We start from the raw sequence: 22,024 nt of genomic DNA on the forward strand, positions 1-22,024 counted from the left end.
ATTTATTTTCATTAAACTTTTACATAAGGGTACCCTTATGTAAAAATAAATTCACAAGACCACCGTATCGAAACCGGTTTCGACTATTATAGATATAATTGTTTTTACCTGTCAATAGTTCACTTGTCATAGTTTCAAATGAGTTGTCGATAAGTTGGGTGAATCTAGTTAAAAAGATTGAGGCTGGCTTCATGAAATGAAGGGATTAGAAAATGCTTATTGCGGATTAGCTAAAAATAAATCATTCATAATTTATATATAAAACCAATAATGGTGGTATTTTAAATATTCTATGGGGGTAAAATTGTAACTGGGAATTACTTAGGTGAGAGGAGAAAAGCAGTGTGTCTATTTTGTATTACATATTAATAGCTTACTTTATAACGAAGATGCCGGTGATTGGTTCTTATTTTAGGATGATTAATACGGCAATCCATGAATGCAGCCATGTTGTTATAGCGAAGCTTACTGGTGGAAAAGCCTACCGAATTGTCTTGAATCGAGATACCTCAGGTCACGCACTTGTTGGTTCTTCTTCATGGTTAAGTGGAATTGTGATTGCATATTCTGGATACACAGGCTCGTCATTAACGGCATTTATGTTGTTTTTTCTACTATCAAAGGGATATTATTTCGTGGTTTTATCTGTACTGTTAAGTATCCTCGTAGTTGCAACTATATTTTGGTTAAGAAGTATTGTTGGAATTTTGTGGTCAGTATCCATGATTTCATTGCTAGCATTACTACTTAATAATCAACTAGATTCCATAATTATTCACTTTAGTTATCTGTTAGCATCGGTTGTATTGTTAGAATCAGTAGCCAGTGCAGCTTATCTTATGTTTATTAGTATAAAGCAACCGAATCAAGCTGGTGATGCAACCAGCCTACAAAAATATACTATGATCCCAGCATTTGCATGGGGGATCTTGTTTTTTGTCCAATCAATTTATATTGGATATAGGGTTTTCTCCGATTTTGTTGTATAAGGTGGATTAATATTGGTTCTTAACCCTGTCAAAATGAGTTATCTAACAATTACATTAACTATAAAAAAGTGATATGATAATAATTAATAAGACTACGGGGAGAGGGTACTATGTCAAAGAACGAAAGGCTGGAACAATGGTTAAAGTTATGTAATGAAAATAAGTATAAAAGTGACCATGACGAGTCTGAGAATAATGACTCAACCGTTGCTACCAGCGAAAAAACCCATCACCACAATAAGCAAAAGGAAGCAGAACAAGACCAACCTTTTTTTGTTGGATTCGAAAAAAGGTTATATGCCTTCGTTATTGACTGGATTTTGTTTAGTGTTTTGATTATTGAAATAGGAAATTTCCCTCTTTTACTATTTATTTATTCCCTCTATTATGCGTTGTTAACTTCTTCACCACTAAAAGGTACGATTGGAAAACTTGCTGTTGGGGCCGTCGTAGTTGACTCAGATGGTAATAAAATTAGCTTTACCAGAGCGTTAATAAGATATTATTCTTACTGGATTTCAGCTGCCATGTTTCTGTTCGGATTTATTATGATTGCGTTTGATCACCAGAATAGATCACTGCATGATATGATTTGTCGTACCTATGTAGTTGATAAACAACAGCTTCAAGAAAGACTATCTGTATTATAAATAAAAAACGAGCCATTTTACTTAGGAAAGTGGCTCGTTTTTTATTTTTTGCAATTGATATAAAATGCGATGTAACTTTGTGTGATTGAACCCATCCTTTATAGGATGAGTGATCATCCATCCCTACGGAAAAGCACTCCCTGTATCTAGCGGAACACGATGATAGTATCAGCACTCATTTAATATTTTTACTATGTATATCTTTACTTACTATTAGAATGTTCGTTTTCATTTTCATCATTCATTTAGTGGATTAGGCATTTGCCGTGCCTAGAATCCACCCTTAGCATAGTCTACAAGTGTCTATTAAGGAGTGAACTACATGGATGAAATGAATAATCATCGAGGAGAAAAAGAATCGGAGTCACTACCACCTGGAGTGTATGTTTATACGAGTGAGCTTCCAGAAATGATGGAGAAAAACCAACCAAGTTACTCTATTAACCTGGAACCTGTTTGGTTAAATCATTTATTGATGCACCTAAACAAAGATCTGCAAGTGGTGACAGTTTCTGGAACGTTGGAAGGAAAATTAACAGGTGCTGCAGTTGATCATCTTCAACTAACAGTCCAAGGAATTGATTATCATATTAGATATCCTCATGTTGTTTATTTTAGAAAAGCATAATATATAAAAAGTGAGGTTCTCCTAGGTTCTTTCTAGTACACGAAAATCTGCTAAAAGAACTTGACAACCATTGAGGAAGGATACGTTAAATTTTTATACTTTCTAAACGGTTATTTTTCAACGTGAATAAAATAAGTTAATACAAATCCAATGGAAAGTAGTAAGGCAAACAAATAAAATGGTAATGTCACTATACCGGTATTCAATAAATAGATGGACAGAATAGGACCTAAACTTGCTCCTATGAATAAAACAAACGTATAAATCGATGTGGCAAGTCCCTTTGATTTCCCCCCTAGCTGTCCAACTAATGAAATAAGAGTAGGTACAAGAATCGCAATTCCAGTAACAAAAACAACACTCATAATAATAAGCATCATTAATGAATTACTTAAAGCCAAGGCAACTAATCCAATAATTGCCAAGGAAAATCCACCTCTTAGCACGGTAGGAAATCCAAATTTTGAAACCAATTTACCAGTGAAGGGACAAAGTAACATCCCGATAATGCCAACAGAACGGATATACAATATATCTTTGGTTGTTAACTGATATTCTGGCCCCGTTAAGTAATTTTCGAGTGATGTGTACATTCCAACGAATGAAAGTAAGATCGTAATTGCTATGACATAACATAATAGTAACGAGGGCTGTCTTGCAATGGTGCGAATATGTTTAAAAGGTGCTAGGATATTCCCGTCTGGTTGTTGAATTTCATCCTTTGGCAAAATTAAAAGAATGAGCAGCATTGTAATAAAATAAATGGCACCTAAAATAAAAAAAGCATCATGCCATTCCATCCATTGGTTAGCCACACTACTTAACACCTGACCAATAATTCCCGCTAGTAGGAAACCGGTGCTTATAAATCCAATCGTTGTTCCTCTTTGGTTGGATGGAAACATATCTCCTGCGTAAGATAAGGCGACTGGTGAAAAGGTTGCCGCAGCTGCACCTTGGATTGCCCGCATGATTATTAGAGCTGTAAGTGTATCGACGGTTCCGATCAGAGTCGTTACAAATGCTGAAACGACAAGGCCAATAACGATAATAATTTTACGACCGTATCGATCAGATAGAGCTCCATAAAATAGACATCCAATTGCAAAAAAAATTGAAAATGAGCTTCCTGCCCAAGCAGCTTCCTCGTGAGATACTTCAAATGTAGAGGCAAATGTTGAAATTAAAGGTATCGTCATATATAAGCCGCACATAACAGCTATTGCAGCCCAAAAAAGCGCAAAGGTCATTAACGGATAATTTTTCTGGTTTTCTTTCACCGCTTGTTCACTCATAACAAAACTCCTTGATCTTCCTGGATGTCATGTAAAGCTCTATTATAATGCTCAATTAAGTGGTTGTCATTGTTGAGAATAGTTGAAAACGGATACATTTTAATGGTTTAATATTATTAAAACTATAATGTAGAGGAGTCTAGTATGAAAATTGTCATTGCACCAGATTCATATAAAGGAAGTCTCTCATCGATTGATGCTGCAAACATAATGAATAGAGCTGTAACTGAAGTAGGAGGACATCATGGAATCATAAAACCAATGGCTGATGGAGGGGAAGGAACAGTTGAATCGTTATTAGCATCATCTAAAGGTGAGCGAGTACCAATTCGCTGTACGGGACCACTTGGCGAGCAGATAGATACATATTATGCGATCCTTGATGACACAACTGCTGTGATGGAATGCGCCAATATAGCAGGGTTAGTACAGGTTCCAGAGGAATCAAGAAATCCTGATTTAACAACATCCTATGGACTAGGTGAGGTGATTATTGCTGCAATTGCTAGAGGCTGCACCTCAATCATTATAGGTCTAGGCGGAAGTGCAACCAATGATGGTGGTCTTGGAATGCTTCAAGCACTAGGTATGAAAAGCTGGGATCAGGCAGATCGGGAAACAGGCCCATTCGGAATCGATTTGCTTTCTTTGGAAAAAGTTAGTCTTACTAACCTCGAGTCAAAATTATCGAATGTAAAATTGCGTATTGCCTGTGATGTTGATAATCCTTTATGTGGTGCCCAAGGAGCTAGCGCAATATATGGGCCTCAAAAAGGAGCAACTCCCGAGCAAATTTCTTTGTATGACAAAGCGTTAGACAATTTTAGTAACTTAGTAGAAAAAGAAATTGGTCGGGTAGATAAAGAAGTGCCAGGGGCAGGCGCTGCTGGTGGACTTGGATTTGCACTGTTGACTTTAGGAGCCAAACTAGAATCTGGTGCAAAGCTTATGGCCGATGCAATGAACTTGGAGGAAGCAATTAAAGAATCGGATCTTGTAATTACTGGTGAAGGACAAAGTGATGAGCAGACTTTGTTTGGCAAGGCTCCTAGCTTCGTAGCGAGTATTGCTAATAAATACAATGTACCAACAATCTTAATTTCGGGAAGTCTTGGTAGTAATAGTGATGAGTTAAGAAAAGTGTTTGCGGGTTGTTTCTCGATTATTGATAAGCCGCAGTCCCTACAAGTCTGTATCGATCAAGCAGAGCAATTGCTCTATCAAAAAACTAAACATATTATTCATTTTGTTAACGCGATTAAATAAGTCTTGGTTAGTGAATGAATCTATTATTCGAATTGCAAAGAAAAACAATACAATAAAATTGAAAAATTCACATATCTACCTCTAACAAACTAGTGGTAGATATTTTTTGTTCTAGTATAAAAAGTGTAATAAATATAATTTTGTCTCGTAAACTGTATTGTAAAAGCTTTCTACCTAAATTCAAACATAATTGCAAGCGATTACATAAATTATACGAGGAGGAATTTGTATGAAATATGAAGCACCAAACCAACCTGGATCGATAGTTCAGTTTAAAAAAAGGTATGATAATTTTATTGGTGGCGAATGGAGACGTCCTGTTAAAGGCCGCTATTTTGATAATGTTAGCCCAGTAACCGGACAGGTCTTTTGTGAGATTGCTAGATCTTCAGAAGAGGACGTTGAGCTTGCTCTTGATGCCGCACATGAAGCGAAAATTGCCTGGGGGAAAACCTCACCTGCAGAAAGGGCAAATATCCTAAATAAGATCGCTGATCGTATGGAGGAGAACTTAGAACTACTGGCTGTGGCAGAAACATGGGACAACGGTAAAGCTGTTCGTGAAACATTGGCAGCTGACATTCCGCTAGCGATTGATCATTTTCGTTATTTCGCAGGTGCAATTCGTGCGCAAGAAGGAAGTTTGAGCCAATTGGATGACGATACCGTTGCTTATCATTTCCATGAACCATTAGGGGTTGTTGGCCAAATTATTCCTTGGAATTTCCCAATACTAATGGCTACCTGGAAATTAGCTCCTGCTTTGGCTGCTGGAAACGCTGTTATTCTTAAACCAGCTGAGCAAACTCCTGCTTCGATACATGTATTAACGGAGTTAATCGCAGACCTACTTCCTAAGGGAGTTTTAAATATTGTGAATGGATTTGGTTTGGAAGCAGGTAAACCATTAGCATCAAGTAGTCGAATCGATAAAATTGCATTTACCGGCGAAACAACAACGGGACGCTTAATAATGCAATATGCTTCTGAAAATATCATTCCAGTAACTTTGGAGCTTGGTGGTAAATCACCAAATATTATTTTCAAAGATGTGATGGATAAGGATGATGCATTTTTAGATAAAGCAATCGAAGGATTTGTCATGTTTGCTTTGAATCAAGGGGAAGTATGTACATGCCCATCCCGTGCCTTGATTGATGAGTCCATTTATGATGAATTTATGGAAAGAGCAATTCAACGAGTTGAGCAAATTAAAATTGGCAATCCACTTGATACAGATACGATGATGGGTGCCCAGGCTTCAATGGAACAAATGGAAAAAATCATGTCTTACTTAGATATTGGAAAGCAAGAAGGTGCTGAAGTTTTAATTGGTGGTGAAAGAAACGCGCTGGAAGGTGAGCTTGCGGACGGATATTATATTAAGCCTACCATTTTCAAAGGTACCAATGATATGAGGGTTTTCCAAGAAGAAATTTTTGGACCAGTTCTTTCGGTAACTACGTTTAAAGATGATCAAGATGCACTTGCTATCGCTAATGATACTCTTTATGGACTTGGAGCAGGTGTATGGTCAAGAAATATTCATACTGCTTACCGGTTTGGCCGTGAAATAGAGGCTGGAAGAGTTTGGACCAACTGTTATCATGCTTATCCTGCACATGCAGCATTTGGTGGTTATAAGAAGTCTGGTATTGGTCGAGAGAATCATCTAATGATGCTTTCTCACTATCAACAAACTAAGAATTTACTAGTAAGTTACAGTACCGAACCTTTAGGTTTTTTCTAAAGAATTAGATGCTTAGAGAAAGGTTGTGTGAGATGGTTGAAAAAGTAACCGTAACTGAGGAGGCTGTTCAATTAATCGAACACTTGAAACAGATGCATGGTCCACTTATGTTCCATCAATCAGGAGGGTGCTGTGATGGGAGTTCACCGATGTGTTACCCAAGAAATGAATTTAGAGTCGGGAATTCAGATGTGTTACTTGGGGAGATTTGCGATACGCCATTTTATATATCTAAGGACCAGTATAACTACTGGAAGCATACCCAATTAATAATTGATGTTGTCGCTGGTCGTGGAGGTATGTTTTCATTGGAGGGACCTGAAGGTAAAAGATTCTTAACAAGATCGCGACTGTTCAGTGAAGAAGAAAGAAAACGCTTAGATATAATTAAATAGAAGATATGGAAGAGTCAATTTTAACTAAAATTGGCTCTTTTTATTATGAACAGAATTTTTTCGAATTTCTCTACTATGACATCTTTTTTGTCAAGTAATCTGGTAAAATCATAATAACTATCTATGTCTGGTAAAATTTGCAAAAGGTACAATGTGTGGAGGAGATGGACTATATGCTTGGAAGGAAAACCATTTTCACACTTAGAACTATCCTATTCATATTAATAATTGGGATAGGGGTAGGAGGCTTTTTCTTATTTGATTCACCTAATGAAGAGGTATTGAATACATCCGATGACATTCAGGAACAAGAACCAATTGATACTTCTGATGAAAAAGAAGAAGAAACAACTATTGAGTCTCCGGTTTATAAAGACCCTGATGCTTCGATAGAAGATCGTGTGACAGATTTATTATCTCAAATGAGTTTAGATGAAAAAATTGGACAAATGGTACAACCGGAAAAATACAATGTTACACCAAACGACGTAAGACAATTTGGAATTGGGTCGATATTGAGTGGTGGAGGCGCCGTACCTGATGAAAATACACCAGAGGGTTGGGCTGATATGGTTGATGAGTATCAACTAGAAGCTTTAGACACACGATTGCAAATTCCAATTATTTACGGAATTGATGCGGTACATGGCCATAACAATGTAAAGGACGCTACAATTTTTCCACATAATATTGGTTTGGGTGCAGCAAATGATGTGGATTTAATGAAGCAAATAGGCGAAGTTACCGCAAAAGAAGTACGTTCAACAGGCATTAGTTATACATTTGCCCCTTGTCTTTGTTCGCCTCAGAATATTCGATGGGGAAGAACGTATGAAGGATATAGTGAGCAACCCGAAATGGTTGGTAAACTAGGATCAGCGATAGTAGAAGGTTTACAAGGATTGCCGGATGAACAAGATTTCTTAAAAGAGGAACATGTTGCAGCAAGTATTAAACACTTTGTAGGTGACGGGCTAACCTATAATGGCATTGATCAAGGAGATGTTAGCGAATATTCAGAGGAAGAATTAGAAAAACATATCGAGCCATTTGATGAAGCAATTCAAGCAGGAGCAAGAACAGTAATGATTTCCTTTAGCAGCATCAACGGATTAAAAACCCATGGGGATTACCATCTAATCACCGAAGTGTTAAAGGGTGATCTAGAATTTACTGGTTTTGTTATTTCTGACTATAACGGAGCACAGCAAATCGTACCAGATGATTTTGAGGAATCAATTAAACAAAGTATAAATGCAGGAATTGACCTGTTTATGATTCCAACCGACTGGCAGGAGTTTATAACTACTACCAAACAATTGGTAGAGGATGAAGAGGTCTCAATTGAACGAATCGATGATGCAGTTACACGAATTTTACGGGTCAAATTTGAGAACGGTTTGTTTGAACAACCGTTGGCAAATCGAGCGCTGGTTGCCGAAGGGGTTGGTTCAGACGAACATCGTGCGCTTGCCCGCGATGCAGTGAGAAAATCACAGGTTCTATTGAAAAATGACAATGACATACTTCCCTTAGCTAAGGATAATTCAGATATTGTTGTGGTAGGAAGAAAAGCGGCTAATATCGGATTTCAGTCTGGTGGTTGGACAATGGAGTGGCAAGGCTCACCAGAACCAGATCTTACGGAAGGTACTACAATTTTGGCTGGGATTGAAGAGGTCGCTGGTCCTAATAGTTCTATTTCCTTTAGCACAGATGGTGAAGAGGTGAGTGGACATGATGTTGCCATTATTGTTGTTGGCGAAGAACCTTATGCAGAGTTTGAAGGTGACAGTGAAGATTTACGTTTAAGCGATGAAGATATCTCTTTACTAGAAACTGTAAAGGAATCAGGGACACCAATGGTTGTTTTATTACTATCTGGGCGTCCGATGATTGTGACAGAAGAGATAGACAAGTGGGATGCATTTGTCGCTTCATGGTTGCCTGGTAGTGAAGGAGCGGGAATTGCAGATGTCCTGTTTGGAGAGCATCCTTTTACTGGGAAATTATCCTATACTTGGCCGAAAAATATCAATCAGGTCAATAACCATGATAAATCTAATCCGCTATTTCCTATCGGCTATGGATTGGAGTAGTAAAGGATCGAGTGTTATTACTATGCCCGGAAAGCGAAATTCTTTAAAAATTCTATTTCGTTTAATACAATAGAATTAAGAATTCAATTGTATAGGGAGGAAAAGTTATGCTTGATTCACTGAAAAAGCTATTCAGCCCTAAGAAGTGTTATGTATGTAACAGTAAAGTAGTAAAGCCTCAACCATACTTGGACGATAAAGGCAATAAAGTTCTTGTTTGTTATAAATGTGTTCCTTACGCTGAAAGGCGAGCGCTTCGAAAAATGAATTAACCTTTTTGTATAGTTTATTGCTATTGATAAAATTACGTCGTAGCGTAGCTACTAGTTGATTTCCGCTTCGGGCAGTCGCTTTCCGCGGGCAACGCCTCAACTTCCTCGGAAGGAAAGCACTTCCTCCGGGATTTTCAGCCGTCGCTTTTCCCGCTGGAGTCGACTGCCCTACGCTTCAATCAGCATCTTAATAGAACAATAATGAAAAAAAGATGGATATAGCGGAAAACTTACCTAAGTGTAGTTCCACATCTTAGAATAGCTTTGTGTTCAAGAAGATAAAAATCCTTTTCACATTTAGTCATGGGTTTTATTCTTCAATAAACAGAACACTAACAGCGTAGGCAAAAAACGTAGACTCCTCGAAAATGAAGTTCAATTTTCTGGGATCAGCAAATGTTTTTCGATGGGACGAGTAATCGCAGTCCCACGAGTCCGAAGACCCTGCAGTAGCGGTTTTCTACGAGGAGGCTAAGGCCGTGCCACGGAAAGCGAAGTTTTTTGCCGAAGCGATTGTAGAAAGCGCATATAAATGATAAATAAATAGATATAAGTTACGACGCAATTTATAGTTCTTGTGTTGTGCAACATCAATCTTTTATAAATCAGCCTAACTACAACAAAACAATCCCACCTAAATTAATAGGTGGGATTGTTTTGTTGTAAAATCAACCAGTGTTACGTAAACCAGCTGCAATACCATTGATAGTAAGCAGAACTTCTGTTAACAATTCATCCGCATTTTCATCATTTTCAGATAGTTTGCGGAGCTCTGAGATTAGCTCAACCTGGAATAAGTTCAACGGATCAACAAAAGGATTACGAAGTCTCACTGACTCTTTAATAGCTGGCTTATGATCTAACAATTCAGATTGGCCAGTTATTTTTAAAACAATGTCTTTCGTGAGATGGTACTCTTCTGTGATTTGACCAAATATTCGTTTTTGAATTGATTCATCTTTTACCATTTTTGTGTACTCCTTGGCAGTAGCCAAGTCAGCTTTTGTTAAAGCCATTTGTAAATTGTTAATCGTTGATTGGAAGAAAGGCCATGTTTCATACATATCTTGAAATAGCTTCCAGTCTCCTCCGTGTTGATCAACAAATTTTTGTAAGCCTGTTCCAGCTGCGAACCATGCAGGTAGCAACTGTCTACTTTGTGTCCAAGCAAAAACCCATGGAATTGCACGTAAATCTTCAAATCTACTACTGCCTTTACGACTCATAGGTCTAGAGCCAATGTTTAAATCGCCAAGCTCATGTAGAGGTGTAGCTTGATTAAAGTAAGTTAAAAAGCCAGGATCTTTAAAGATAAGTGATTGGTATTTTTCTAATGCATAGTTGGATACCTCACTCATTGCTGCCTCTGCTTCAGTTGATGGTTGTATCTTCGTAGCAGACTCCTCTTCCTGCGTAATACCCATAATTGCTGTTATCATAGTTGTCGTTGCTTGCTCCAAACTACGATAAGCGATGTCGGGTAACAGATATCTAGATGATAGTACTTCACCTTGCTCGGTAATTTTCACACCATCACCTAAGGTAACAGGTGGTTGAGATAGTAAGCTTGTATAGAGTGGACCACCGCCACGTCCTAATGAACCGCCACGGCCATGGAAGTACTTTAACTTAACACCGTAACCCGATGCGATATCATGAATTTTTTGTTGTGCTTTGTATAATTCCCAATTAGCTGTTAATGCTCCGCCATCTTTACTACTGTCTGAATAGCCAAGCATGATTTCTTGTAAATCTTTACGAGCAGTTAAATGCCTACGATAAAGTGGTATTTCAAATAGTTTTTCTATCATATCTGGTCCGTTTTTCAAATCTTCTATTGTTTCTAGAAGTGGTGCAACGTGTAATTTACTCTTAATCGTACCGTCTGCATAAACACGATATAGTCCAGTTTCTTTTGCTAGTACAAGAACTTCTAATATATCACTAACAGATCGAGTCATACTTATTAAATATACTTCAATCGCACGTTCACCAAAGGTATCATGAGCTTTCTTAATCATACGGAACGTGTTCATTAATTCTTGAGTGTCTTCTGTAAATGTATCATAAATAGATATCATCGGTCTTGGATCGTTAAGGACCTTTAATAATACCTCAATTTTGTCTTGTTCTGACAAGTTTGCATAGTCAGGTTCAATATTAACGGAATGGAGCACTTCAGTAAGTGCAGATTCATGTTCACCACTATGGTTTCTAATATCTAGTGATGCTAAGTGGAACCCGAATAATTCAACTTGACGGATAACTTTTCTTAGTAATTTAATTGGGTTTTGCCCTGGATGATGATTTGCAATGCTATCTTGTATCATATATAGGTCAGCCAAAAGTTCCTCGGCAGTAAAGTAGCCTTTATCTGAATCTTCATTTGTTAACTCTAATTTTCTTAACATAATAGAAACTTTAGTTCTATATGGTTCATCTACCTTAAATAAAGCATCTGAATGTAATAATTTCTTTTCATTTTCAATAGAAGTTAATAACTCATCACTGACATTAACTTGTTTCGCAGAGTGGCTTAATAATTGTCTTAGATTTGTTAAAGACTCTTTATATTTTTTCAAGACTAGTTCTCTATGGGTTTTTAAAGTCTCCCAGGTTGTTGTAGCTTTGACGTTTGGATTACCATCACGATCTCCACCAATCCAAGAACCAAAACGTAAAAAGGATGGCACTTGAAATCTCTGTTGGTATTTTTCATATAAAATATCCTCTAAATCTTGGTGAATCTTAGGTAAAACATCAAATAATACTTTATCAAAATAATATAGACCGTTTGAGACTTCCTTCATAACGGAAGGTTTTTTCTCCCTAATCTCAGCTGTTTGCCAAAGTATCGTAATTTCGTTAGCAATTGTCTCGTCAATAACCTTCTTTTCATGTCGTGTATACGCATGATCCCAAGATTTTAGTAAGCCAGCAATTCGTTGGTGCATTTGCAAAATTGTCCTTCTTGTTGCTTCGGTTGGGTGAGCGGTAATAACTAGCTCTAAGGACAACGTTTCAAGTAACGTAGTAACCATTTCAGGTGTAACGTTATTTTCTAATAACTTATTTACACCGGCTTCTAGTGACCCCGGTTGGATAAGTGTTGTATCCTGTGCTTGGTATTCTCTACGGCGCCTGCTACGGTAATTTTGTTCTGCAATATTAACTAAGTGTAGATATACAGAAAAAGCTCTAATTACGTTCTGTCTCAGTGGAGGCTCGACTAAATCTATTTCAGCTTTAATCTGCTTGTAAGCAGCAGGGTCATTTGACTCTCTGATCGTTTGTGAAAGTACTCGTATCTTTTTAACTTTTTCTACTAGGACTTCTCCGACTTGTTCTAGTAAAACGCTATCTAAAAGTTGTTCTAAGTATTCCATATCTCTATGGAGTGATAAATTCGGATTTGTTTCTTCTATTTTTGTATCCATTTAAGTAACATCCTTTCAAATTCCCTATTAATATAGATTTGATGATTGAAGTTCTTTTAATGCTATTGAGCGGAGTATTTGGGGTATTCATTTTCAGATTTTTCTAGACACTTAAATCCATTTTAACACGTTTATTTGCTTTTTGCTTCAAATCATCACTTTTTTGTATGGGTTTTGGTTCATTAATACCAAAAAGAGATCAGTGATAACCGTAAAAAATTTGAACGTATTTCTAAAAACTTGATTGAATAGTCTAATTGTTTTGGAAAGATTTATATTCAAATTTATTATATTGCGAAGTGTACACAATTTGATTACATTTATCTTAATAGTGTTATTTTTAATCGGAAATTTATTCCTTTGAAATAATGAAATGAGATGAGCGAATGCCAAAAAATATTTGGTTACTGATTATAGGAACTGCAATTAGTATCACAGCGGCCTCTTTTGTTTGGCCGCTAAATGCCATCTACATGCATGATGAGCTTGGTAAATCGTTGACCTTTGCAGGTATGATCCTAATGTTTATTCAAGCATTTGGTGTTATTGGAAATTTAATAGGAGGAGTTTTGTTTGATAAACTAGGTGGATTTAAAACAATCATGAGTGGGGCTACAATTACCATGGTGGCAGCCTGCTTGCTAGCTATTTTTAATACAATTGTTCCTTACGCTATTCTTTTAATGATCATCGGATTGGGTTCAGGAATAATTATGCCAGCTGTATATGCAATGGCTAGCTCTGTATGGCCTGAAGGTGGGAGGAGGGCATTCAATTCTATTTATGTAGCCCAAAACTTTGGTGTTGCACTTGGTTCGTCAATTGGTGGTTTTATTGCTGCTTTTTCTTTTTCCTATATTTTTATTGCTAATGCACTTTTATTCATTGTCTTTTTTTCGTTCGCATTTATTACATATAAATCGATGAGTGGTGCTAGTGACCCTCAGGCTTATACGAGTGTATTCGAACAAAAAAGAACAATTAAAGATAAAACAGCTTTTCGAGCTTTGCTTCTATTAAGTGGGGGCTTTCTAATTTGCTGGATTGGTTATGTTCAGTGGCAATCGACTATTGCTCCTTATACTCAAGAACTTGGAATTTCACTCAGTAAGTACAGTCTGTTATGGACTATAAATGGAGCTTTGATAGTATTAGGACAGCCGTTGTTAAAATTAATAACGACGAGAATCCAGGATCCCAAAAAGCAAATATATTTAGGAAACACCATCTTTATCATTTCTTTTATCGTTTTACTGTTTGCTGATTCATTTTCGGTTTTCGCTCTAGCGATGATTATTCTGACAATCGGAGAGATGCTCGTTTGGCCCGCAGTACCAACACTTGCGAACAACCTTGCTCCTAAGGGGAGGATAGGTTTTTATCAAGGGATTATTAATAGTGTTGGCACTGCTGGTCGGATGATTGGCCCTGTATTAGGTGGTATTATTGTCGATAATTATGCCATTCATTTCTTATTCTATTTCTTGCTATTCCTTTACCTTATTCCTTATATTACTACATTTATTTATGATAGAAGAGTTGTTGATAAGTACGAGGAAAAACAAGGCACAGAGGTTTAATTCGCGATTACGTTCAATAGGGAATTGCTAGTACCTGTTTACTTTTTAGTAATCGTTTCCGTGATAGGTTTAACAATTACTTTCCCATTTTTAAAAAGTAAAAATCTTAATTTCTAGGTTTTAGCCTTCCTTCTATAGTGAAAATATAATATATCTTTGTTTTTGTAATTATGAGTTATTCAATAATAAATAGTAGTCATTTATTTAGCATAACAATCTCAAAAAAGTAAAAACTAAGATAACATTCATAGGAGGTTATAGAACATGGTTAAAAAAGAAAAGCAAGAACAGGATAAGTATTTTGACCACTATGCTGATCCAAAGAAACCTAAAGAAACTGCAAATGCAGAGGAACTAGCAAAATTTTATAATAATAACAATACAATCCCGATTGATGTGTCTAAATTCGATAAGTAGTTTGTCCAATAGTGAAGTGGATACCGTTCGTTCTTGGAAAATGGGACAGAACAAGTTACTCATTACTTGATTCTGTTCTTTTTCATTGCACGATATTAGATTTAGGACTCTGTGGTAAGCTGATTGTTAACTATTGCCAACTTCTCCCCGAAATCACTTCGAAAGAGCTTGCGATTTCGTTCTTGACCAAAAAACTCAGACAGTATTTAAAATAAATTCAGAACAAGTTTTATTATTTCTTTTTTTTGCTTTACTTTTTCAATTTGATAAGTAGTTTTTATTCGGTAAGCAATTTCAGGGGGATGCCCATTGTATGTCAGTTCTTTCATCATAGCTATGTAGAGCTCATTAAAGGTTTTATCTGTTTTTGATTCAAGTGTATCGGCATTGTTTTTGTATTTATTATACAAGTAAAGGAAAGAAGTGTTTTCATTATAACTTTGATTTCGTTTAATTTCTTCTTTAGCATTTTTTATTAGTTGTTCCACATTTTTGATTGTTTGGATTCGCAGATTTTCAAACTTAGGTATGTATTCCTGCTCTATTTCATTTATTGTTTTATAAGAATTGGGGACTGAATGATTGTTTTTTTGATTAACCCCTTGTGTACCCATCTCGTGGACACTGAAAGCATATAATGGTTTACCTTTAACCTCACTCTGAATTAGAAGATTAAAAGAGTATGATAGTCCACTTACTACTATTATAAAACTAAGTAATCTGTAGTGAAATTTCATAATTTCCCCCAACTGTTAAAACTATCAAGCTTTACTGTTTTAGCTATCTAACCTAACATTAGATGTAAAAAAGGCCTGTATTAGGCCTAAGCTCAGGCTATATACTGAGATTTTCTAGTTACTATCTAGCCCAGTCAGAAAATAATCCTGTGCCTTGACAGCTCGGGCACTGGAAAGAGCTATTATAGAAATGTTCATATGGTAACGATTCAATTCCTCTCCCATTACAATCTGGGCACCTTCCTTGATCACGCATTTTTTCGATTTTTTTCTCGTACCTTCCATTGGACCATTCAGCTATAGAATTTATAAATCCCAACTTGATTTCACCACGCTTCCTTTTTTCTTATTATGTGGTAATTGTGGGGAATTATTCTTAGGTAATATAAAAAACAGCCAATTATTTAGCTAATTCTCTTTTTGTTTGTGGATGCTTCTGAAAAACTATATATAGACCTATTTCAATAGTTAATTGAATATTGACACACAAGTGTCAAACGTTTTTTTCTAAAATGTGAACTAATGAACAAACCACTTTATTAACTTTATACACGTGTTAATATAAAAATATAGAAAAGATAAAAAGTGTTTTAACAACAAATGTGAATCACTGAACAAACAAAGAATATAATAAAAAGGAGTGGATGAACATGTTTGTAGAATTTCTTCGTAAAAATAATGTGATGGCAGGGGTATTAGCAATTATTCGAGTTTATCTAGGTTATGCCTGGTTAACATCCGGGTGGGGAAAAGTTACCGGTGGATTTGATGCAACTGGTTTCATACAAGGAGCAATCGGAAAGGCAACAGGAGAACATCCGGCAGTCCAAGGCTGGTGGGCAGCATTTCTAGAAAGTGTCGCATTACCAGGATCAGGAGTATTTAGTTTCCTAGTAGCATATGGAGAAGTATTAGTAGGTATCGCACTTATTCTAGGACTATTTACAAACTTCGCAGCACTTATGGGAATTATTATGAATTTCGCATTCGTTTTAAGTGGCACAGTGAGCACAAACGGACAAATGATTCTATTAACGTTCTTTATCTTAGTTGCAGGTTATAATGCTGGTAGATTTGGATTAGACCGTTACGTAATTCCATTCTTGCGTAGTAGATTTGGTAAACAACAAAGAGTAAATGGTGAAGTAGTAACAGAGGTATGATGAGTAGCAAGCACACAATCCATGTGGTTATGTGCTTGCTTTTTTTGTTGTAAACAAAAAAAATGAGCATCCAATATTGGATGCTCGAAGGGGGACAATCTATTAATCAGTTTGCTTACTCACATCTTTTTTTGCTGCGATTTGTTAATCGCTGCATACTTAAGATTGCTTTCATTCAATTGTGTAACCGTTTTCAGTATATAATAAAATTTAAATGCTTACATCATACTAAAGTCCTAAATTTTTATATAATTTTGAAAAGTGTTGATTAATTTGAATCCTTATCTGTATTGGAAATATGAGTTTTTTGGTTTTAAAGATTATCAGACTTTATACCCATAAGTGAATTTATAGGTAATAGTTCGATAATTAAATATCACCAGGCTTTCTTTACTATACTCAGAATGATTATCCACATAGGAGTCGACAACATAATTCCAATTAAACAACCTTTTGCAAATGATCCTTCTCCTTGTTTCACGGGCTTCCCTCTTTACTGGAATTTTTATAATTGTTTCCAATATATGCAACTTTTAATCAAAATTATTTGTTTATTAATAAATTGTAATTCTGTTGAATAATTTTAAATAATAAGACTAGCTTAAGGGAGAAGGATACCGTGTACAGAAAAAAGGGTATAGTGATCTTCATTGTTATTGCTATCGCAATTATAACGTGTACGGTCTTTATTGCTATGTTATTTACACCAGGTAAACAAGCGAAGAATATAGTTGATGATTTTTATCAGTATGAGCAAAATGGATTATTTGCAAACTCATGGGATCTGTTTCACGCTGAAATGAAAAATAAATTTAATAAGGGTCATTACCTTCAAGATCGTCCGCATGTTTTTATGAATCACTTTGGTGTCAATTCATTTACTTATGAGCTTAGTGATGTTGATAAAATAGAAAATTGGAAAATGGCAAATGAGATGGAACCGATAGAAATTGTTTATAAAGTCATAGTAATTCAAACATATAAAGGAAAATACGGGAATTTCAATTTAATACAAAATGTGTATGCAACTAAAGTAGAAGGGGAGTGGAAAATATTATGGGATTACAAAAAATAGAGGACTGATGCTTTCAGTCCTACTTACATTTAATATTCTAACTTCAACTCGTTTTTAGCCCATTTTTCAAAAGGAAGGTTTTTGTCAGTTAATGATAGTGAATAAAAAGGTATTTTTCTATCTTCATGTTTTTTGGCTATTTCCTCATAAATAAATGCATCATCAAAGCCACCTTCAGCAGCCAGTTTTTGATCAGCGGCGTAATATACTTTTTCAACACGAGACCAATAAATCGCTCCAAGACACATTGGACAAGGTTCACAGCTAGTGTAAAGAATACAGTCTGATAGTTGAAATGTATTCAGTTTCTCGCATGCTTCTCGAATGGCTTGGATCTCTGCGTGTGCAGTAGGATCGTTGTTTTGCGTTACTTTATTGCTACCAGACCCAATTATTTCTCCATGTTGATTGACAACGATTGCTCCAAAAGGACCACCGTTTTCTTCAACGTTTTTGGCAGCCAAAACAATTGTTTGACTTAAAAACTTCTCGTGATTTATATGATGCCCCCTTAAAATCTGTTCTCTTTTTTGTGAAATTAATATATTTTACCATAACATATTTTACAAATATTAACTATAAGAATAGTTTGAAAATAATGGGCTTGTATTGGTAATGCTTTGCATAATAATTAAAAAAAACAGATATTTTAAATTAAACATAATAAAACGAAAGCAAATGTTGATGAAAATGAAAATATATAATAAGATTAGATTATTAACATTTATCAAAAGGTTTTTTATATAGTCGATTGAAAGGGGTTTGTCTAAAGTGAAAATAGGTATTGGTAGTGACCATAATGGATTTGAATTTAAAGAAGAGATTAAGAAGGTTGTAGAAGAACAGGGTCATGAAGTTGTCGATTTTGGTTGCCATTCTTGTGATGCGGTTGATTATCCAGACGTAGCATTTGAAGTTGCGGAGGCAATAAGCAATGAAAAAATCGAACGAGGTATTTTAATTTGTGGAACTGGGATTGGTGTTGCAATTGCAGCTTGCAAGTATCCTGGAATTCGAGCAGCACTTACTCATGATACTTATTCAGCAGAGAGAGCTCAATTAAGTAATAATGCGCAAATTATTACTATGGGTGCACAAATCATTGGTGTAGAAGTTGGGAAAAAGGTTGTTGAGGCGTACTTGAATTCTCAATGGGCAAGTGGATCAGAACGCAAGGTTAATAAAATTATTGAGAAGGAAAAGGAATTTATTAATAAAATAAATGATTAAGGGAAAAATTTAGTAGACATAAGTATTTACTAATGCTTATCAATTTGTTGCAGAAATAAATAAAATCAAGCTTCCACGAGTAATTAAAGTAATGGAGGCTTGATTTTTGTTTCTATATTATTTAATTAATGATTAATTAGGAAGAGGCATCAATTATAGTGATGTTTTTTGTAGTAGAGAGTTCAGTATATATACTATCCTCTAATTTTGTATCAGTTATAATAGTATTAATTTGATTGGTTTTCGCAAATATTGCACTTGAAATCGTGCCAATCTTAGTATGGTCAATTAAAGCAATAATAGCTTTTGATTTTTTAATTAGTTCTCTCTTTAGCTGTACTTCGTATAAATTGAAGTCGGTAAGTCCTGCGTCAGGTGTGAATCCGCTGGCGGATACAAACATCAAATCAATGTTCACTTGTTCGAGGATGCCTAAGCCCAATGTACCTTCTAGGGACGATGAACCTTTTGTCAACATTCCTCCAAGTAAAATAACTGTAATATTAGGATTTTCATTTAATTCTAATGCTGTTTTTACGCCACTAGTTATAACTGTTAAACGGATTGGTTTTTGTTTTAAAAGATATGCCAACTCCATTGTAGTTGAGCTCGCATCTAGGAGGATGCATTGCTTTTCTTCTATAATTTCTAATGCTTTTTCAGCAATTAGTTTTTTTTCCTTTTGATTTCTCTTTGCGCGGGCAGAATAACTTGTTTCATTATTTGTGTCATTAAGTACCGCACCGCCATGTGTTCTAGTTAAAAGGCCTTCTTCTTCCATTTGATTAAGATCTGATCGTAAAGTGGCTTCTGATACTCCAATATTTGCCGCTAGATCTTTAACAGTTAATCGTTGTTTGTCTTGTAAGAGATGCATAATTTGATTTCTTCTTTCCGTAACAAACATTTTCATTGACTGGCACATCCTCATAAATAAAAGTTTATCCTTAATATAAGATAAAAATATGTCATTAGCAACAAAAATTTGTGGGAAATCTTTACTTTTTATTTATAATATTCATCCAATTTTTATTATTTGTATTCAATTTTTTTCGATTTTCTTGTGTATTCGAAATAGATAATTGACAAAATGCAACCAAATGATAAAATTAGTAATGTATAAATTTGGTCGAAATTACTATTGGAAGCGTTTGTATTTGTAAGAAAACTAGGAGGATAAAACATGACAATTAAATTTGGGTGTCAAGGATCAACTTGGGTTTTAGACTATGATATTGAAGCAGATATGTTAGATCAAATAATGGATAACATCTATGATGGTGGTTTTAAAGGCCTTGATATGCAGGTCACTTTATTGGGGAAATACAAGAGTTCACCTGAACGTCTAAAAGAAGAATTGGATAAAAGAGGGTTGGAGTTAGCTGCCTTAACTTTACCATTTAGTTTCGAAGGTGGTAGGGAATCCTCAAAAGAAAGAGAAATGGCAGATTTCTATTTAAATTACTTAAAAAAATTCCCTGGTGCTAAGATGAATGTACCTTCAAGAGTGGGACAAAACCGAGACAATTTATTGCAAAGGCAAAAAGAAATAATTAAAGGTGCAAACGAACTTGGAAAACGAGCGCATGATAACGGAATTATTACCTCGCTCCACCCAATTTCATATAAAACTTCTTATTGGAGATTTAGAGAAGACTATGAACTGCTTCTTGATGGATTAGATCCTAAATATATGGGATACACACCTGATGTGGGGCATATTATTTTTGGTGGAATGGATCCGGTTGAGATTATAAAAGAGTATTTACCTCTCATCAAACATGTTCACTTTAAAGATGCGACAGCAAATTGTGAGTGGAAGAAGATGGGTGAAGGAGATATCGATTTCCAAGGATGTGTACAGACTCTTGTTGACGGTGGTTATCGTGGCTGGATTATGGTGGAAGAAGAAACTCCAGAAGCTCAATCCAACACAGAACATGTGATTAAAGAAATTGGTAAGTATGTAGATGAAAATTTAAAACCAATTATTAAATGAGTAAATACATCAAATTTTAATGAAGGAGTGTATTGATTGAAAAAGCTAATTAATAACCCTGAAAATGTAGTGGAAGAAATGATTGATGGTTATGTTAAAGCTCACCCATCTTATGTAAGGCGCTTAGCAGAAAATGATCGATCATTAGTTTCTTCTATGGAAACTAAAGTAGATAAAGTCGGTATTTTAATTGGAGGCGGTTCAGGTCATGAGCCTGCTTTTATGGGATATGTTGGGGCCGGTATGGCTGATGGTGTTGCTGTTGGTAATATTTTTGCATCACCACCACCAGCACCAATTTTAGAAGTGACAAAAGCAATAAATAAGGGTGCGGGTGTCCTCTATCTATACGGTAATTATGCAGGAGATGTAATGAACTTCGGTATGGCAGCAGATTTGGCGGAAATGGAAGAAATTCAAGTTGAAATGGTACTTGCTTCTGATGATGTGGCATCTGCACCTAAAGAGGAAAAGGACAGAAGACGTGGAATCGCCGGGGAATTTTTTGTTTATAAAACAGCAGGTGCGGCAGCAGATTTTGGTTATAAATTAGAAGAGGTTGCTAGAGTAGCTAGGCAAACAAATGAAAACACTCGTTCTATGGGTGTTGGTTTAAGCCCATGTTCTTTACCGCAAACTGGTGAACCTAGTTTTGAACTAGGCGAAAATGAAATGGAAGTGGGTCTAGGACACCACGGCGAACCAGGAATTAGAAAAGCACAAATTGAATCAGCAGATAAAGTCGCTGATGAATTATTAGCGAATATTTTTGGAGATATGACCTTGAATAAAGGTGATGATGTAGCCGTTCTTGTAAATGGTTTGGGTTCAACGCCACGCATGGAACTTTACATTATGTTTAGAAGGGTTGAGCAAGTCTTAAAGGAAAAGGGAATCAACATTTATCGTTCTTATGTTGGTGACTACATTACATCACTCGAAATGGGTGGATGCTCAATAACGCTCACGAAATTGGACGATGAATTAAAAAAAATGATTGATCATCCTGTAGACTGTCCTATGTTCGTTCAGAAATAAGGGG

20 protein-coding genes are annotated in these 22,024 nt (G+C 35.8%); 14 read left to right on the top strand and 6 right to left on the bottom strand.

Going from position 1 to position 22,024, the window contains the following annotated elements:
- Positions 1–344 precede the first annotated feature (344 nt).
- From GH741_RS08610 to GH741_RS08620, 3 genes are all read left to right on the top strand, one after another.
- Entirely contained in the window at positions 345–989 is a 645-nt protein-coding gene (locus tag GH741_RS08610; RefSeq protein WP_153736392.1) for a M50 family metallopeptidase, read from the top strand.
- 110 nt (positions 990–1,099) lie between these two features.
- Positions 1,100–1,639: an RDD family protein gene (locus tag GH741_RS08615; protein WP_153736393.1), complete on the top strand. Its 540-nt coding sequence runs from the start codon at positions 1,100–1,102 to the stop codon at positions 1,637–1,639.
- 322 nt (positions 1,640–1,961) lie between these two features.
- Positions 1,962–2,267 carry a DUF2642 domain-containing protein gene (locus GH741_RS08620; RefSeq protein ID WP_153736394.1) on the top strand — a complete coding sequence of 102 codons (306 nt, stop codon included), beginning with the start codon at positions 1,962–1,964 and terminating at the stop codon, positions 2,265–2,267.
- Positions 2,268–2,377: 110 nt separating this feature from the next.
- Here GH741_RS08620 and GH741_RS08625 read toward each other — a convergent pair whose 3' ends face one another.
- Complete coding sequence (locus tag GH741_RS08625; protein WP_153736395.1) at positions 2,378–3,562, bottom strand: MFS transporter; 1,185 nt, start codon at positions 3,560–3,562, stop codon at positions 2,378–2,380.
- Between the two features lie 144 nt (positions 3,563–3,706).
- On the opposite strand from GH741_RS08625, the gene GH741_RS08630 reads away from it, so the two are divergent.
- The 4 genes from GH741_RS08630 to GH741_RS08645 all read left to right on the top strand — a co-directional run bounded on the left by GH741_RS08630 (position 3,707) and on the right by GH741_RS08645 (position 9,072).
- Positions 3,707–4,828: a glycerate kinase gene (locus tag GH741_RS08630; RefSeq protein WP_153736396.1), complete on the top strand. Its 1,122-nt coding sequence runs from the start codon at positions 3,707–3,709 to the stop codon at positions 4,826–4,828.
- 229 nt (positions 4,829–5,057) lie between these two features.
- Positions 5,058–6,578 (top strand): aldehyde dehydrogenase, encoded by a 1,521-nt coding sequence (gene adh, locus GH741_RS08635; protein ID WP_153736397.1) that lies wholly within the window; start codon positions 5,058–5,060, stop codon positions 6,576–6,578.
- A gap of 32 nt (positions 6,579–6,610) precedes the next feature.
- Positions 6,611–6,973 (top strand): DUF779 domain-containing protein, encoded by a 363-nt coding sequence (locus tag GH741_RS08640; RefSeq protein WP_153736398.1) that lies wholly within the window; start codon positions 6,611–6,613, stop codon positions 6,971–6,973.
- A 173-nt stretch (positions 6,974–7,146) separates the two neighbouring features.
- The gene (locus GH741_RS08645) at positions 7,147–9,072 is read left to right on the top strand and encodes a glycoside hydrolase family 3 protein (RefSeq protein WP_170287594.1); all 1,926 of its coding nucleotides are present in this window, start codon (positions 7,147–7,149) and stop codon (positions 9,070–9,072) included.
- A 940-nt stretch (positions 9,073–10,012) separates the two neighbouring features.
- On the opposite strand, the gene ppc is transcribed toward GH741_RS08645, so the two are convergent.
- On the bottom strand, positions 10,013–12,781 hold the full coding sequence (gene ppc / locus GH741_RS08650; protein ID WP_240795449.1) for a phosphoenolpyruvate carboxylase: 2,769 nt from the start codon (positions 12,779–12,781) through the stop codon (positions 10,013–10,015).
- 386 nt (positions 12,782–13,167) lie between these two features.
- On the opposite strand from ppc, the gene GH741_RS08655 reads away from it, so the two are divergent.
- Both GH741_RS08655 and GH741_RS08660 read left to right on the top strand, forming a co-directional pair.
- Entirely contained in the window at positions 13,168–14,361 is a 1,194-nt protein-coding gene (locus GH741_RS08655; protein WP_153736400.1) for an MDR family MFS transporter, read from the top strand.
- Positions 14,362–14,625: 264 nt separating this feature from the next.
- Positions 14,626–14,778: a hypothetical protein gene (locus tag GH741_RS08660; protein ID WP_153736401.1), complete on the top strand. Its 153-nt coding sequence runs from the start codon at positions 14,626–14,628 to the stop codon at positions 14,776–14,778.
- A 206-nt stretch (positions 14,779–14,984) separates the two neighbouring features.
- Here the strand turns inward: GH741_RS08660 and GH741_RS08665 are convergent, their stop codons facing one another.
- Both GH741_RS08665 and GH741_RS08670 read right to left on the bottom strand, forming a co-directional pair.
- A complete protein-coding gene (locus GH741_RS08665) occupies positions 14,985–15,515 on the bottom strand; it encodes a hypothetical protein (protein ID WP_153736402.1) in 531 nt (176 codons plus the stop codon).
- 114 nt (positions 15,516–15,629) lie between these two features.
- Complete coding sequence (locus GH741_RS08670; RefSeq protein WP_170287595.1) at positions 15,630–15,800, bottom strand: hypothetical protein; 171 nt, start codon at positions 15,798–15,800, stop codon at positions 15,630–15,632.
- A 365-nt stretch (positions 15,801–16,165) separates the two neighbouring features.
- Between GH741_RS08670 and GH741_RS08675 the strand changes: the two genes are divergently transcribed.
- A complete protein-coding gene (locus GH741_RS08675; protein ID WP_153736404.1) occupies positions 16,166–16,678 on the top strand; it encodes a DoxX family protein in 513 nt (170 codons plus the stop codon).
- 619 nt (positions 16,679–17,297) lie between these two features.
- On the top strand, positions 17,298–17,753 hold the full coding sequence (locus GH741_RS08680) for a hypothetical protein (RefSeq protein WP_205677319.1): 456 nt from the start codon (positions 17,298–17,300) through the stop codon (positions 17,751–17,753).
- A gap of 29 nt (positions 17,754–17,782) precedes the next feature.
- On the opposite strand, the gene GH741_RS08685 is transcribed toward GH741_RS08680, so the two are convergent.
- The gene (locus GH741_RS08685; RefSeq protein WP_338079320.1) at positions 17,783–18,253 is read right to left on the bottom strand and encodes a nucleoside deaminase; all 471 of its coding nucleotides are present in this window, start codon (positions 18,251–18,253) and stop codon (positions 17,783–17,785) included.
- A 271-nt stretch (positions 18,254–18,524) separates the two neighbouring features.
- Between GH741_RS08685 and rpiB the strand changes: the two genes are divergently transcribed.
- Positions 18,525–18,983 carry a ribose 5-phosphate isomerase B gene (rpiB, locus tag GH741_RS08690; RefSeq protein WP_338079314.1) on the top strand — a complete coding sequence of 153 codons (459 nt, stop codon included), beginning with the start codon at positions 18,525–18,527 and terminating at the stop codon, positions 18,981–18,983.
- Between the two features lie 136 nt (positions 18,984–19,119).
- Here rpiB and GH741_RS08695 read toward each other — a convergent pair whose 3' ends face one another.
- Entirely contained in the window at positions 19,120–19,896 is a 777-nt protein-coding gene (locus tag GH741_RS08695) for a DeoR/GlpR family DNA-binding transcription regulator (protein WP_153736407.1), read from the bottom strand.
- A gap of 270 nt (positions 19,897–20,166) precedes the next feature.
- Between GH741_RS08695 and GH741_RS08700 the strand changes: the two genes are divergently transcribed.
- Positions 20,167–20,982: a sugar phosphate isomerase/epimerase family protein gene (locus tag GH741_RS08700; protein ID WP_153736408.1), complete on the top strand. Its 816-nt coding sequence runs from the start codon at positions 20,167–20,169 to the stop codon at positions 20,980–20,982.
- Positions 20,983–21,018: 36 nt separating this feature from the next.
- Positions 21,019–22,020 carry a dihydroxyacetone kinase subunit DhaK gene (locus tag GH741_RS08705; protein ID WP_153736409.1) on the top strand — a complete coding sequence of 334 codons (1,002 nt, stop codon included), beginning with the start codon at positions 21,019–21,021 and terminating at the stop codon, positions 22,018–22,020.
- The last annotated feature ends 4 nt before the right edge of the window (positions 22,021–22,024 follow it).

The sequence above is a fragment of the Aquibacillus halophilus genome (genome assembly GCF_009649745.1).
GTDB lineage: Bacteria > Bacillota > Bacilli > Bacillales > Amphibacillaceae > Aquibacillus > Aquibacillus halophilus.